The following is a 12,469-nucleotide window of genomic DNA, read 5'->3' as shown; positions in this document are numbered from 1 at the left end:
ACATTCAGCGACGGGCCGACAGCGTAACCGTCACGGCTACGACGAGGAACGCGACACCGGTGCAGACCGGCCATTCGAGCGTCTCGCCATCGTAAAACAGTCCCGAGAGATTGCCGGCCATGCGGGCCGCGCCCGCGCCGACGATGCCGGCGAGCACCGCGATCCACCATGCCGGCCGGCCCGTGCGCCGCATCGGATGCAGCCATCGGCCGAACAGCCCGACGGCCGCTCCCAGGACAAGGATTCCAAACCAGTTCATTCGACGCCTTCTATAAATTCAGATTCGTCCCATAGGCGTGAACGTTGCCAGCGGCTAGCATCGATTCATCCATCGAACCCGAGACCAGCCGGGTGCCGCCAACATTCGAGTGTAGGGGCCGACTCGACGTTATGGCAAGCGCGCGCCGGCTGCCGTATTGAAGAAATTCTCATGCGAATCGCTCTGATCGATCCGGACGCGCGCCATGCCGCGCTCCTGAACCGCCTGCTCTTTGCGGGCGGTCATGTGTGCCACGCGTTTCCGTCCAGCGCGGCGTTGTTCGAGTGGCTCGCCACCGACAACACGTGCGACATGCTGATCACCGGCCACTGGGCCGGCGACCAGCCGGCCGAGGAAGTCATCCCGCGTGCGCAGACAGTCCTGCCGGGGCTGCCGGCCATCGCCGTGATGCTGCTGCCGCGCGAAAGCGAAATCGTATCGTGCCTGCACGCGGGCGCCGACGATTGCCTCGTACGCCCCGTGAGCGGGCCCGAGCTGCTCGCGCGCGTGAACGCGCTGAGCCGGCGCGCCGGCGTCCGCCGGCCGCCCAACCGCTCGCGCGAAATGTATGGCGAATACGTTTTCGACGCCACGCATTGCCTCGTTCGCTTCGACGACGCAATCGTTTCACTCACGCCGAAGGAGTTCCGGTTCGCGCAGTTGCTGTTCACGAACCTGTCGCGGCCGGTGTCGCGCGCCCATATCCTCGAAACGGTGTGGGCGCGCCGCCGCGACATGAAGTCGCGCACGCTCGATACCCATGCGTCCCGGCTGCGCAGCAAACTACGGCTGCTTCCGGAGCGCGGCTACCGGCTGCTGCCGCTCTACGGCTACGGCTATCAGCTCGACCGCGTGCCGATCGAGCCCCCAAATTCCCGGCCCCGCCACGCCGATGCCCGGTATGCAGCGAGTGAGGAAATCGCTGAAACGCTATAATATGGGGCTAAACGATAGCCCTCGATATGCAACTCCTCACGATCGGAATCAATCACCACACTGCGCCTGTCGCCTTGCGCGAACGCGTGGCGTTTCCGCTCGAGCAGATCAAGCCGGCTCTCGTCACGTTCAAGAACGTGTTTCTCGGCCCCCAGGCGCCCAATACGCCCGAAGCGGCGATCCTCTCCACCTGCAACCGCACCGAGCTGTATTGCGCGACCGACGATCGTGCGGCACGCGAAGGCGCGATCCGCTGGCTGTCGGAGTATCACCGGATCCCGGTCGACGAACTCGCGCCGCATGTCTACGCGCTGCCGCAGTCGGAAGCGGTCCGGCACGCATTTCGGGTCGCCTCCGGCCTCGATTCGATGGTGCTCGGCGAAACGCAGATTCTGGGCCAGATGAAGGACGCCGTCCGCACCGCGACGGAAGCCGGCGCACTCGGCACCTATCTGAACCAGCTGTTCCAGCGCACGTTCGCGGTAGCGAAGGAAGTGCGCGGCACGACCGAAATCGGCACGCAGTCGGTGTCGATGGCCGCCGCCGCGGTGCGCCTCGCGCAACGGATCTTCGAAAAGGTGTCGGATCAGCGCGTGCTGTTCATCGGCGCCGGCGAAATGATCGAGCTGTGCGCGACGCACTTCGCCGCGCAAGGCCCGCGCGAACTCGTCGTCGCGAACCGCACGGCCGAACGCGGCCAGCGGCTCGCCGAACGCTTCAACGGCCGTGCGATGCCGCTCGCGGATCTGCCGACCCGCATGCACGAGTTCGACATCATCGTGTCGTGCACGGCGTCGACGCTGCCGATCATCGGCCTCGGCGCAGTCGAGCGCGCGGTGAAGGCGCGCCGCCACCGGCCGATCTTCATGGTCGACCTCGCGGTGCCGCGCGACATCGAGCCTGAAGTCGGCAAGCTGAAGGACGTGTTCCTCTACACCGTCGACGATCTCGGCGCGATCGTGCGCGAAGGCAATGCATCGCGCCAGGCCGCGGTCGCGCAGGCCGAAACGATCATCGAAACGCGCGTGCAGAATTTCATGCAATGGCTCGACACGCGCAGCGTCGTGCCGGTGATCCGTCACATGCATACGCAGGCCGACGCACTGCGCCGGGCCGAAGTCGACAAGGCGCAGAAGCTGCTCGCGCGCGGCGACGATCCGGCCGCCGTGCTCGAAGCGCTGTCGCAAGCGCTGACCAACAAGCTGATCCACGGCCCGACGAGCGCGCTCAACCGCGTGAACGGCGCCGATCGCGATTCGCTGATCGACCTGATGCGCGGCTTCTACCAGCACGCCCCGCGCTCGAACGACCAGTCCGGCCACTAGCGCCGCCAATCGCCCTGCCGCCGGCCGCGCGCCGGCCTATCCTTTCCGAATACCCCTTGCCCGGGAGCGCCGCTCCACACCATGAAGACGAGCATGCAACGCAAGCTCGACCAGCTGTCCACACGGCTGGCCGAACTGAACGACCTGCTGAGCCGCGAAAACGTCACGGCCGACCTCGACCAGTACCGCAAGCTCACGCGTGAACATGCGGAACTCGGCCCGGTGGTCGAACAGTACGCGCTGTGGCGCCAGTCGCGCAGCGACGAGACGGCTGCACAGGAACTGCTCGGCGATCTGTCGATGCGCGACTTCGCGGAAGACGAAATCCGCAGCGCACGCGAGCGCATGACCCGCCTCGAGACCGAGCTGCAGAAGATGCTGCTGCCGAAGGATCCGAACGACGACCGCAACATCTTCCTCGAAATCCGTGCGGGCACGGGCGGCGACGAATCGGCGCTGTTCGCGGGCGACCTGCTGCGCATGTACCTGCGCTTCGCGGAACGCCAGCGCTGGCAGGTCGAAATGATGTCGGAGAGCGCGTCGGATCTCGGCGGCTACAAGGAAGTGATCGTGCGGATCGCGGGCCAGGGCGCGTATTCGCGCCTGAAGTTCGAATCGGGCGGCCATCGCGTGCAGCGCGTGCCGGCCACCGAAACGCAGGGGCGCATCCACACGTCCGCGTGCACGGTCGCGGTGATGCCGGAAGCCGACGAAATCGGCGAGGTCGAGATCAATCCGGCCGATCTGCGGATCGACACGTTCCGCGCGTCCGGCGCGGGCGGCCAGCACATCAACAAGACCGATTCGGCGGTGCGCGTCACGCACATTCCGACCGGAATCGTCGTCGAGTGCCAGGACGACCGCTCGCAGCACAAGAACAAGGATCGCGCGCTGAAGGTGCTCGCCGCGCGCATCAAGGACAAGCAGTATCACGAGCAGCACGCGAAGGAAGCCGCGACGCGCAAGAGCCTGATCGGCTCCGGTGACCGCTCGGAGCGGATCCGCACGTACAACTTCCCGCAGGGCCGGATGACCGACCACCGGATCAACCTGACGCTGTACCGGCTCGAAGCACTCATGGACGGCGACCTCGACGAACTGATCAGCGCGCTGGTCAGCGAACACCAGGCCGAACTGCTCGCGTCGCTCGGCGATGCCGACTGAGACCGCAATGCCCGACACCACCGCCGACGAACTGCTGCGCGCGTCGCCGCTCGACGCGGTCGATGCGCGCGTGTTGCTCGCGCACGCGCTCGGCTGGACCCGCACGCAACTGATCACGCGCGGCGACGCGCCGCTCGACATGGCCGCGGTCGAACGCTATCGCGCGCTCGAGGCGCGCCGCCTGGCCGGCGAGCCGGTCGCGCAGCTCGTCGGGATGCGCGAATTCTTCGGCCGGCCGTTCGACGTAACGCCCGACGTGCTGATTCCGCGCCCCGAAACCGAACTGCTCGTCGAGGCCGCACTCGATGCGATCGACGGGCTGCCGCATCCGGCCGTGCTCGATCTCGGCACGGGTAGCGGCGCGATCGCCGTATCGATCGCCGCCGAGCGTCCCGATGCGCGCGTGTGGGCGCTCGACCGTTCGCCGACCGCCCTCGAGGTCGCACAACGCAACGCCGGCAAGCTGCTCGACGCGCGCCGCCCCGGCGGCCCGCTGCACTGGCTGCAGAGCGACTGGTACACGGCACTCGATCCGGCACTCGCATTCGACACGATCGTCAGCAACCCGCCTTACATCGCGCAGCACGATCCGCACCTCGAGCAGGGCGACCTGCGTTTCGAGCCGCGCGGCGCACTCACCGACGATGCCGACGGCCTCAGCGCGATCCGCACGATCGTCGCGGGCGCCGGCTCTTATCTGAAACCGGGCGGCACGCTCTGGATCGAGCATGGCTACGACCAGGCCGAGGCCGTGCGCGCGGTGCTCGCCTCCCACGGCTTCGTCGCGGTCGAATCGCTTGCCGATCTGGCCGCCATCGAACGCACGACAGGCGGCCGCCTGCCGGGCTGATGCCCGGCCCGCCCGGTTGAAATCCGCTATCATTTCGATCTAACGCCCCGCAAACGCAAGGTCAGTCATGGACACCCAACAACGTATCAAGCAAATCGTCGACGAAAACCAGGTCGTGCTCTTCATGAAGGGCAACGCGCAATTCCCGATGTGCGGCTTTTCGGGCCGCGCCATCCAGGTGCTGAAAGCCTGCGGCGTCGACCAGTTCAAGACGGTCAACGTCCTCGAAGACGACGAGATCCGCCAGGGCATCAAGGCATTCTCGAACTGGCCGACCATCCCGCAGCTCTATGTGAAGGGCGAATTCATCGGCGGCTCGGACATCATGATGGAGATGTACCAGTCGGGCGAACTGCAGCAACTGTTCGCCGCCGCATAATACGCCCCGCCTTTCGATGGCCTCTCCCAGCGCGCCGCCATGCCGGCTGATCGTCGCGATCACCGGCGCCACCGGCGCGATCTACGGCGTACGGCTGCTCGACCTGCTGCGCGCCGCCGGCGGCGTCGAAACGCACCTGCTGATTTCGAACGCCGGCTGGCTCAACATCCAGCACGAACTGAAGCTGTCGAAGGCCGATGTCGAAAGCCGTGCGGACGTCGTGCATTCGGTGCGCGACGTCGGCGCGACGATCGCATCGGGGTCGTTCGCGACCGACGGCATGGTGATCGCGCCCTGCTCGATGAAGACGCTCGCGAGCGTCGCGCACGGGCTGTCCGACAACCTGATCACGCGCGCAGCCGACGTCACGCTGAAGGAACGCCGCCGCCTCGTGCTGATGGTGCGCGAAACGCCGTTCAACCTCGCGCATCTGCGCAACATGACGGCCGTCACCGAAATGGGCGGCATCGTCTTCCCGCCACTGCCCGCGTTCTACGCGATGCCGAAGACGATCGAGGAACTCGTCGACCAGACCGTCACGCGCGTGCTCGACCTGTTCGCGCTCAGCGCACCACTGACGACGCCGTGGGCCGGTATCCGGCACGCGCAGTAAGCGAGCACCCCACGGTCCGTTCGTCGCACATCCGCGCCGATTTTCACTGAAATTCGTTCAATTTCGCGCATACGGCGCCCAGCTGCCGTGAAGCGCACGGCGCTGCGCCCGGATTATCAACAAACAAGCGTCAATCAAATTCCCGATCGCAGATTTATCAATATCCGGTGCGCGCCTATAGTCACAGGCAAATCCCCTTGCAGGCCACCACCATGAACCGCTTGCCTTCGCTCTACCTGTCCCACGGCGCCCCGACGCTGCCGATCGACCCGACGCTGCCGTCCGGCGCGTTCACGCACCTCGCCGCCGAATTGCCGCGCCCGCGCGCGGTGCTGATGCTGTCCGCGCACTGGGGCACGCAGCGGCCCGTTGCCAGCATCGCCGCGCATCCGGAAACGATCCACGATTTCTACGGCTTTCCGCAGGCGCTGTACGACATCCGCTACCCGGCGCCCGGCGCGCCCGACGTCGCCGAGCGCGCGGCCGGGCTGCTGAATGCGGCCGGCATCGAGACCGCGACGACCGAGCACGGCCTCGACCACGGCGCGTGGGTGCCGATGCTGCTGATGTTCCCGGAAGCCGACGTGCCGGTGGCGCAGCTGTCGATCCAGCCGCGCGCGGATGCCGCCCACCACTTCGCGCTCGGCCGCGCGCTGCGACCGCTGCGCGACGAAGGCGTGATGGTGATCGGCTCCGGCCAGATCACGCACAACCTGCGCGCCGCCGATTTCGGTGCGGCACCGGAGGATGCGGACCCGCGCGTCACGGAGTTCACCGACTGGTTCGAGGCGAAGCTGGCCGCGCGTGACGTCGATGCGCTGCTCGACTACCGCCGGCAGGCGCCGCACGCGGCGCTGATGCATCCGACCGACGAGCATCTGCTGCCGGTGTTCACGGCACTCGGCGCGGCGGACGACGACTACCAGCTCGGCATCCAGTCGCTCGGCACGTACCAGCGCGTGCTCGCGATGACGAACTACGTGTTCGCCGGCACAACCGCCTGAGCGGCCGCGCGGCAGCCGCCGACCGCCCAACAAAAAACCCGCCCGAGCATCGCTCGGGCGGGTTTTTTACGCTGCTTGCTGCCGCCGCCGGATCCGGCGGCAGGTCACGCGTCAGGCACCGACCCCTTCGAGGATCTCGTCGTGCGACTCGCGCTCGTCGAGATACTTGGTCCGGTAGCCGGTATTTACGCCCCAGAAGTAGAACACCAGCGAGATCGCCGCGACGACCACCATGTCCCAGCCGTACGGCAGCACGCCGTGGCCGCCGAACTCCTTGCTGCCGATCAGCGACAGCACGGCCATCGTCGGCAGGTACGCGACCAGCCACCAGGCGGCCTTCAGGTCGTCACCCCAGCCGGTCCAGCCCGACTTCGCCTGGAAGTAGAAGTACACCGGCAGCGCGACGATCATCAGCAGGATGATTTCGCCCGTCAGCGGCCACTTCGCCCAGTACAGGATCAGCGACGCGCAGACGAATGCGAACGGTGCGATCAACTTCATCAGCGGAATCGACAGCGGACGCTCGATGTCGGTCGCCGAACGGCGCAGCGCCATCAGGCTGATCGGGCCGGTCAGGTACGAAATCACCGTCGCCACCGAGATCACTGCCGCGAGCGAGCTCCAGCCGCGGAAGAAGAACAGGAAGATGAACGACACGAGCAGGTTGAACCACATCGCCTGGCGCGGCACGCCGTAGATCGGGTGCACGTTGCCGAACATCTTCGGCATCGTGTTGTTGCGCTCCATCGCGTAGATCATGCGGGTGGTCGTCGCCATGTAGGTCGTACCGGTGCCGCTGGGGCTGATGAACGCGTCGACATACAGCAGGATCGCGAGCCAGTTCAGGTTCAGCGCGATCGCGAGTTCCGCGAACGGCGACGAGAAGTTGAAGTGCGCCCAGCCCTTCGCGACGTCGGCCGGATTCACCGAGCCGATATACGCCATCTGCAGCAGCACGTAGATCACGAGCGCGAGCAGGATCGACGTGATCACCGCGAACGGCACGCTGCGCGACGGGTTGCGCGCTTCACCGGCCAGGTTCACCGGGCTCTGGAAGCCGTTGAACGCGAACACGATGCCGCTCGTCGCGACCGCGGTCAGCACCGCCGACCAGCCGTACGGCGCGAAGCTTGCATTCGATGCCGTGCCGAGGTTCTCCGCATGGAAGCTCGTCAGCATCAGGCCCAGGATCGTGAGGCCGGGGATCAGGAACTTGAAGATCGTGATCGCGGTGTTCGCCCGCGCAAAGGCCTTGACGCCCCAGTAGTTCAGCATGAAGTAGATGACGACCAGTACGGCCGACAACAGCAGGCCGAGCGTCTGTAATTCGCCGTTCACGAACAGTGCGTGCGCCCAAGGATACGGCCACGTGCTCATGTACTGGATCGACGCTTCGGCCTCGATCGGGATCACGGATACGATCGCGATCCAGTTCGCCCACGCACTGATGAAACCGACCAGCGAACCGTGCGAGTAGCGCGCGTAGCGCACCATGCCGCCCGACTCGGGGAACATCGCGCCCAATTCCGCGTAAGTCAGTGCAATGGCGAGAATCACGACAGCGCCGATGATCCATGCGCAGATCGCCGCCGGACCGGCAATCTTCGCGGCCTTCCAGGCGCCGAACAGCCAGCCCGAGCCGATAATCGAACCCAGCCCCGTCAGCATCAATGCAAACGGGCCGATGTTCCGTTGAATAGAACTCTTCACATCCTCTCCTGTGTCTCAAAAAGCATGGTCGGCTCGCCGTCCGGGATCGGCTCGGACAGCACCGCGCACGCAATTTTGGGGGGGCGTGTCACCCGATCGGGGCAACCCGTCCACGCGGCGCGTAGTTTAACGGTTGCACCTCAAACGTGGCGCCAAAATCGTTCGGCCCCTACAAAAAATTCGCATCGTTTGCAAGCTTTGTAAACCTCATCTCCGCAATAACCCTGAGTCCATGGAAATACGGTTGACCACGCGGTTGATAAGCCGTATAAAGGACTTCGCAGGATTTCAAGTGGCGAGTGAATTGGTTCTTTCGTAGTTCGCCCATCAACGGTACTCCGGTTGGTCCTATTACCCCTTCCTTGATTTTCCGCACCCCATGGGCCTCGGCCCCGTTTTATCTTTTTAGGAACAAGTAACATGGCAACCGGTACCGTCAAGTGGTTCAATGACGCAAAGGGCTTCGGCTTCATCACCCCGGAAGGCGGCGGCGACGATCTGTTCGCGCACTTCTCGGAAATCCGCGTCGAAGGCTTCAAGACGCTGCAAGAAAACCAGAAGGTTGAATTCGAAGTGAAGACGGGCCCGAAGGGTCTGCAAGCTGCGAACATCCGTCCGGTCTAAGCTTGGCGCGATAATTCGTGAAAAAAAGCCCCGCTTCGGCGGGGCTTTTTGTTTTTCGGCGCCGGTCGACCGGCATCACGGCCTTTCAGCCGCCCGCATTCAGCCGAACAATCGCTGCGCGTGAATGCCGAGACCCGTCGCGACACTCGCGAGGCGGTCGCCGAACACCGGTTGCGCATCCGGGAATGCGCCCGCGAGCGCGCCCGACAGGAACGCGAGCCCCGTCGAGCCGCCGGTGAAATACAGGGCGCCCACATCGCGCGGCGCCACGCCCGCCAGCCGCACCGTCTCGCGCGCGGCGTCGACGATGCGTGCGGTGTCGTCGCGGCTCGCGTCGACGAGCCGGTCGGCATCGAATGCGATCTGCAGATCCTCTTCCACGTCGTTCAGGTCGATCATCGTCTCCCCGCCCGCCGCGACGCCGATCTTCGCTTCTTCCGCACGCGCCATCAGCGCATGCCCGAGCCGCTGCTCGACCACACTCGTGAGCCGGTCGTACTGCTGCACGTCCCGGTACAGGTGCTTCATCAGCTTCAGCTCGCCGAGCCGCTTCGGCGTGTAGACCGTGTTGATCAGGTGCCAGGTGGCGAGATCGAAGTAGATCTTGTTCGGCAGCTCGCGCCCTTCGGGGTCGAGCGAACGGTAGCCGAATGCGGGCAGGATCGCCGCCAGCTCGACACGCCGGTCGTAATCGGTGCCAGCGACGTGCACGCCGTGGTGGGCCAGCACGTCGTCCTTGCGCTCGAGCCGCGCCATCCGTTCGGGCCCGACGCGCACCAGCGAGAAGTCGGACGTGCCGCCGCCGATGTCGGCGACGAGCACGAGGCGCTCCGCCTGCTGGCGCGACTCGTAGTCGAACGCGGCCGCGATCGGTTCGTACTGGAATTGCACGTCCGCAAAGCCGACCGATCGCGCGGCGGCCTCGAGCTGATCCTGGGCGAGGCGGTCGGCGCGCGGATCGTCGTCGACGAAGAACACCGGCCGGCCGAGCACCGCACGGCCGATCGGCGCGCCCGCGCGGGCTTCGGCCTTGCGCTTCAGGTGCGTCAGGAAGCGCGCGATGATTTCGGTGTACGCGATCGCGCTGCCGTCGCCGAGATCGGTCGTCGTTTCCGCGAGCGGCGAGCCGAGGATGCTCTTCATCGAGCGCATCAGCCGGCCGTCGAAACCGTCGATATAGGAAGCCAGCGCCGCACGGCCGTATTCGACCGTCTCTTCGTCGTTGTTGAAGAAGATCGCGGTGGGCAGCGTCAGGTGGTCGCCCTCGACGGGCGCGAGGCGCATGCCGTCGCCGTCGGGCAGCGCCACGGCGGAATTGGACGTGCCGAAATCGATCGCGCAGTAAGTCATGGGAAGTTGCCGCAGCAGGGCCGGCGCGAAAACGGAAAGGACGGGCTTTTTAACATGAAGCCCGCGGGATCACAACCGGGGCCGGCCACCAGTCCCGCGCAACGGGCCCGGGAGGCGGGGGCGCGCAACCTGGCGCGCTGGAGAGCGATGCGGGCGGGATGCGCGACGCAGCCCGTCCGCCACGCAGGTCAGGCTGCCGCGTCGAAACCCTTCTTCCATGCGCCCGCATAGACGACCTCGCCGATCGCATGGCGCGTGCGCGGCGCCTTCTCGCGATCGCGCAGCACCGGATCGAGCTTGTCGACGTTGCCGTAGTGACCGAGCGAGATGATCGCCGGAATCGCGACGTCGGCCGGAATCGCGAACGCATCGCGGAACGCCTTCGCGTCGAAGCCGCTCATCTGGTGGGCGGCCAGGCCCAGTGCGTGCGCCTGCAGCACCAGCGACATCGCGGCGGCACCCGCGTCGTACAGCGCGGTGGGGGCCGGCTCACCCTTCGGCGTGAGCGTGTGCGCGGTCACCGCGATCAGCACGGGCGCCGGCGCATTCCAGCCCTGGTTGAACGGCACCAGCGTCGCGAACGCGCGTTTGAACGCGTCTTCGTCCTGCGTGCGGTCGAATACGATGAAGCGCCACGGCTGCGCGTTGTACGCGGACGGCGCCCAGCGGGCGGCTTCGAGCACCGCGTGCAGATCGCCGGCGCTGACGGCTTCATCCGAATACGCGCGCGGGCTCCAGCGGCCCGCGATCAGATCGTGAATCGAAACAGTGGTGGGAGCAGGTTTGACGGACATGCGGTTCCTCGCTGACATCGATGAAGGGGCGCGAACGCCTCGCGAACCGAAAGCATACCCGCTTGAGCCGATGCGCGCCCGATCCTCCCGCGCTATGCAAATCTCCGGGCGTGCATTGCCCGGCCGACCGCCGCGCGACCGGCCGGGCCATCGGATTGCCGCGCTCAGGCCGCCTGCGCGGCTGCGCGCGACGGGCCGCGGTTGATCCGCAGCACGATCAGCGCGCCGACGATGCACAGGCCGCCCGAGATCATCGACGCGATCGTGTAGGTGCCGAGGCTGGCGCGCAGCAGCCCCGCGCCGAGCGCCGCGAACGCCGCGCCGAGCTGGTGGCCGGCGACGATCCAGCCGAACACGACGGGCGCCGCGGCCTTGCCGAACACGTCGGTCGCGAGGCGCACGGTCGGCGGCACGGTCGCGATCCAGTCGAGCCCGTAGAACATCGCGAACAGCGGCAGCCCGAAGAAATCGATCCCGAACGCGTGCGGCAGGTAGATCAGCGACAGCCCGCGCAGCCCGTAGTACCAGAACAACAGCATGCGATTGTCGTAGCGGTCGGACAGCCAGCCCGACAGCGTCGTGCCGAACAGGTCGAACACGCCCATTGCCGCAAGCAGCGACGCGCCCTGCACTTCCGTCATCCCGTAGTCGCTGCACATCGCGATCAGGTGCGTGCCGACGTAACCGTTGGTGCTCGCGCCGCAGATGAAGAAGCTGAAGAACAGCAGCCAGAAATCGCGCGAACGGCTCGCCGTCAGCAACGTGCGGAACGCGACCGTGAGCGGGTTCTCCTTCGACGCCTCGGGCGCGGCCGGCGCATCGGCCGGTTCGCCGTACGGGCGCAGCTGCACGTCGGCCGGCCGTTCAGGCAACAGGAATGCAACCAGCGGAATCACGATCGCGGCCGCGACCGCGACGACCAACACGACCGGCCGCCAGCCATGGCGCTGCGCGATCGCCGCGAGCATCGGCAGGAACACGAGCTGGCCGGTGGCCGTGCTCGCGGTCAGGATCCCCATCACGAGGCCGCGCCGCGCATGGAACCAGCGCGTGACGAAGGTCGCGGACAGCGTCAGCGCAACGACCCCCGTCGAGCAGCCGACCATCAGGCCCCAGATCACGACCATCTGCCAGCTCTGCGTCATCATCGACGACAGCGCGACGCCCGCGCTCATCGTCACGAGCGCGGTGAGAATGGTCGGACGCAGCCCGAAGCGCTGCATCGCGGCGGCCGCGAACGGGCCCGTCAGTCCGTACAGCGCGATGTTCACCGAGATCGCCAGCGAAATCGCCGCGCGGCTCCAGCCGAGCTCGCGCTCGAGCGGCACCATCAGCACGCTCGGCGTCGCGCGCGTGCCGGCCGCCGCCAGCAGGATCAGGAATACCACCGCCGCCGCGAGCCATCCGTAGTGGAAGCGCCCGCCGATTCGTGTCACCGCCCAGTTCATCTTCGCGTTCTCC

The 12,469-nt window shown here is 66.4% G+C and carries 13 protein-coding genes; 8 read left to right on the top strand and 5 right to left on the bottom strand.

Going from position 1 to position 12,469, the window contains the following annotated elements; genetic code table 11:
• Positions 1 to 4: 4 nt before the first annotated feature.
• Positions 5 to 259 (bottom strand): hypothetical protein, encoded by a 255-nt coding sequence (locus CFB43_RS02340; RefSeq protein ID WP_039352130.1) that lies wholly within the window; start codon positions 257 to 259, stop codon positions 5 to 7.
• A 171-nt stretch (positions 260 to 430) separates the two neighbouring features.
• Here CFB43_RS02340 and CFB43_RS02335 point away from each other — a divergent pair, with 171 nt between their 5' ends.
• From CFB43_RS02335 to CFB43_RS02305, 7 genes are all read left to right on the top strand, one after another.
• Positions 431 to 1,195 carry a response regulator transcription factor gene (locus CFB43_RS02335; protein ID WP_089494011.1) on the top strand — a complete coding sequence of 255 codons (765 nt, stop codon included), beginning with the start codon at positions 431 to 433 and terminating at the stop codon, positions 1,193 to 1,195.
• 26 nt (positions 1,196 to 1,221) lie between these two features.
• Positions 1,222 to 2,520, top strand: a complete 1,299-nt coding sequence (gene hemA / locus CFB43_RS02330; RefSeq protein WP_089424380.1) for a glutamyl-tRNA reductase — start codon at positions 1,222 to 1,224, stop codon at positions 2,518 to 2,520.
• Positions 2,521 to 2,601: 81 nt separating this feature from the next.
• Positions 2,602 to 3,684 carry a peptide chain release factor 1 gene (gene prfA, locus CFB43_RS02325; protein WP_089430537.1) on the top strand — a complete coding sequence of 361 codons (1,083 nt, stop codon included), beginning with the start codon at positions 2,602 to 2,604 and terminating at the stop codon, positions 3,682 to 3,684.
• Between the two features lie 7 nt (positions 3,685 to 3,691).
• On the top strand, positions 3,692 to 4,534 hold the full coding sequence (gene prmC, locus CFB43_RS02320) for a peptide chain release factor N(5)-glutamine methyltransferase (RefSeq protein WP_089494010.1): 843 nt from the start codon (positions 3,692 to 3,694) through the stop codon (positions 4,532 to 4,534).
• 67 nt (positions 4,535 to 4,601) lie between these two features.
• Positions 4,602 to 4,913, top strand: coding sequence for a Grx4 family monothiol glutaredoxin (gene grxD / locus CFB43_RS02315; RefSeq protein WP_011350791.1), 312 nt, complete (start codon positions 4,602 to 4,604; stop codon positions 4,911 to 4,913).
• 16 nt (positions 4,914 to 4,929) lie between these two features.
• The gene (locus CFB43_RS02310; RefSeq protein ID WP_089494009.1) at positions 4,930 to 5,526 is read left to right on the top strand and encodes a UbiX family flavin prenyltransferase; all 597 of its coding nucleotides are present in this window, start codon (positions 4,930 to 4,932) and stop codon (positions 5,524 to 5,526) included.
• A 212-nt stretch (positions 5,527 to 5,738) separates the two neighbouring features.
• Positions 5,739 to 6,530 carry a DODA-type extradiol aromatic ring-opening family dioxygenase gene (locus CFB43_RS02305; RefSeq protein ID WP_089494008.1) on the top strand — a complete coding sequence of 264 codons (792 nt, stop codon included), beginning with the start codon at positions 5,739 to 5,741 and terminating at the stop codon, positions 6,528 to 6,530.
• Positions 6,531 to 6,641: 111 nt separating this feature from the next.
• Here CFB43_RS02305 and CFB43_RS02300 read toward each other — a convergent pair whose 3' ends face one another.
• Entirely contained in the window at positions 6,642 to 8,240 is a 1,599-nt protein-coding gene (locus CFB43_RS02300) for an APC family permease (protein ID WP_089472067.1), read from the bottom strand.
• Positions 8,241 to 8,660: 420 nt separating this feature from the next.
• Between CFB43_RS02300 and CFB43_RS02290 the strand changes: the two genes are divergently transcribed.
• Positions 8,661 to 8,864, top strand: coding sequence for a cold-shock protein (locus tag CFB43_RS02290; RefSeq protein ID WP_006477070.1), 204 nt, complete (start codon positions 8,661 to 8,663; stop codon positions 8,862 to 8,864).
• A 99-nt stretch (positions 8,865 to 8,963) separates the two neighbouring features.
• Here the strand turns inward: CFB43_RS02290 and CFB43_RS02285 are convergent, their stop codons facing one another.
• The 3 genes from CFB43_RS02285 to CFB43_RS02275 all read right to left on the bottom strand — a co-directional run bounded on the left by CFB43_RS02285 (position 8,964) and on the right by CFB43_RS02275 (position 12,456).
• Positions 8,964 to 10,214 carry an Hsp70 family protein gene (locus CFB43_RS02285; RefSeq protein WP_089424376.1) on the bottom strand — a complete coding sequence of 417 codons (1,251 nt, stop codon included), beginning with the start codon at positions 10,212 to 10,214 and terminating at the stop codon, positions 8,964 to 8,966.
• Between the two features lie 188 nt (positions 10,215 to 10,402).
• Complete coding sequence (locus CFB43_RS02280) at positions 10,403 to 11,008, bottom strand: nitroreductase family protein (RefSeq protein ID WP_089439116.1); 606 nt, start codon at positions 11,006 to 11,008, stop codon at positions 10,403 to 10,405.
• Positions 11,009 to 11,172: 164 nt separating this feature from the next.
• Positions 11,173 to 12,456, bottom strand: a complete 1,284-nt coding sequence (locus tag CFB43_RS02275) for an MFS transporter (RefSeq protein ID WP_089494007.1) — start codon at positions 12,454 to 12,456, stop codon at positions 11,173 to 11,175.
• Between the last annotated feature and the right edge of the window lie 13 nt (positions 12,457 to 12,469).

This window comes from Burkholderia sp. AU15512, assembly GCF_002223325.1.
Classification (GTDB): Bacteria; Pseudomonadota; Gammaproteobacteria; order Burkholderiales; family Burkholderiaceae; genus Burkholderia.
Note: the sequence above shows the minus strand (reverse complement) of the source record. Positions and strands in the feature narration are given on the sequence as shown.

Coding starts and splice junctions, on each gene's coding strand:
- CFB43_RS02340 (WP_039352130.1), bottom strand. CDS start 259: ATGAACTGGTTTGGAATCCTTGTCCTGGGAGCGGCCGTCGGGCTGTTC.
- CFB43_RS02335 (WP_089494011.1), top strand. CDS start 431: ATGCGAATCGCTCTGATCGATCCGGACGCGCGCCATGCCGCGCTCCTG.
- hemA (WP_089424380.1), top strand. CDS start 1,222: ATGCAACTCCTCACGATCGGAATCAATCACCACACTGCGCCTGTCGCC.
- prfA (WP_089430537.1), top strand. CDS start 2,602: ATGAAGACGAGCATGCAACGCAAGCTCGACCAGCTGTCCACACGGCTG.
- prmC (WP_089494010.1), top strand. CDS start 3,692: ATGCCCGACACCACCGCCGACGAACTGCTGCGCGCGTCGCCGCTCGAC.
- grxD (WP_011350791.1), top strand. CDS start 4,602: ATGGACACCCAACAACGTATCAAGCAAATCGTCGACGAAAACCAGGTC.
- CFB43_RS02310 (WP_089494009.1), top strand. CDS start 4,930: ATGGCCTCTCCCAGCGCGCCGCCATGCCGGCTGATCGTCGCGATCACC.
- CFB43_RS02305 (WP_089494008.1), top strand. CDS start 5,739: ATGAACCGCTTGCCTTCGCTCTACCTGTCCCACGGCGCCCCGACGCTG.
- CFB43_RS02290 (WP_006477070.1), top strand. CDS start 8,661: ATGGCAACCGGTACCGTCAAGTGGTTCAATGACGCAAAGGGCTTCGGC.
- CFB43_RS02285 (WP_089424376.1), bottom strand. CDS start 10,214: ATGACTTACTGCGCGATCGATTTCGGCACGTCCAATTCCGCCGTGGCG.
- CFB43_RS02280 (WP_089439116.1), bottom strand. CDS start 11,008: ATGTCCGTCAAACCTGCTCCCACCACTGTTTCGATTCACGATCTGATC.
- CFB43_RS02275 (WP_089494007.1), bottom strand. CDS start 12,456: ATGAACTGGGCGGTGACACGAATCGGCGGGCGCTTCCACTACGGATGG.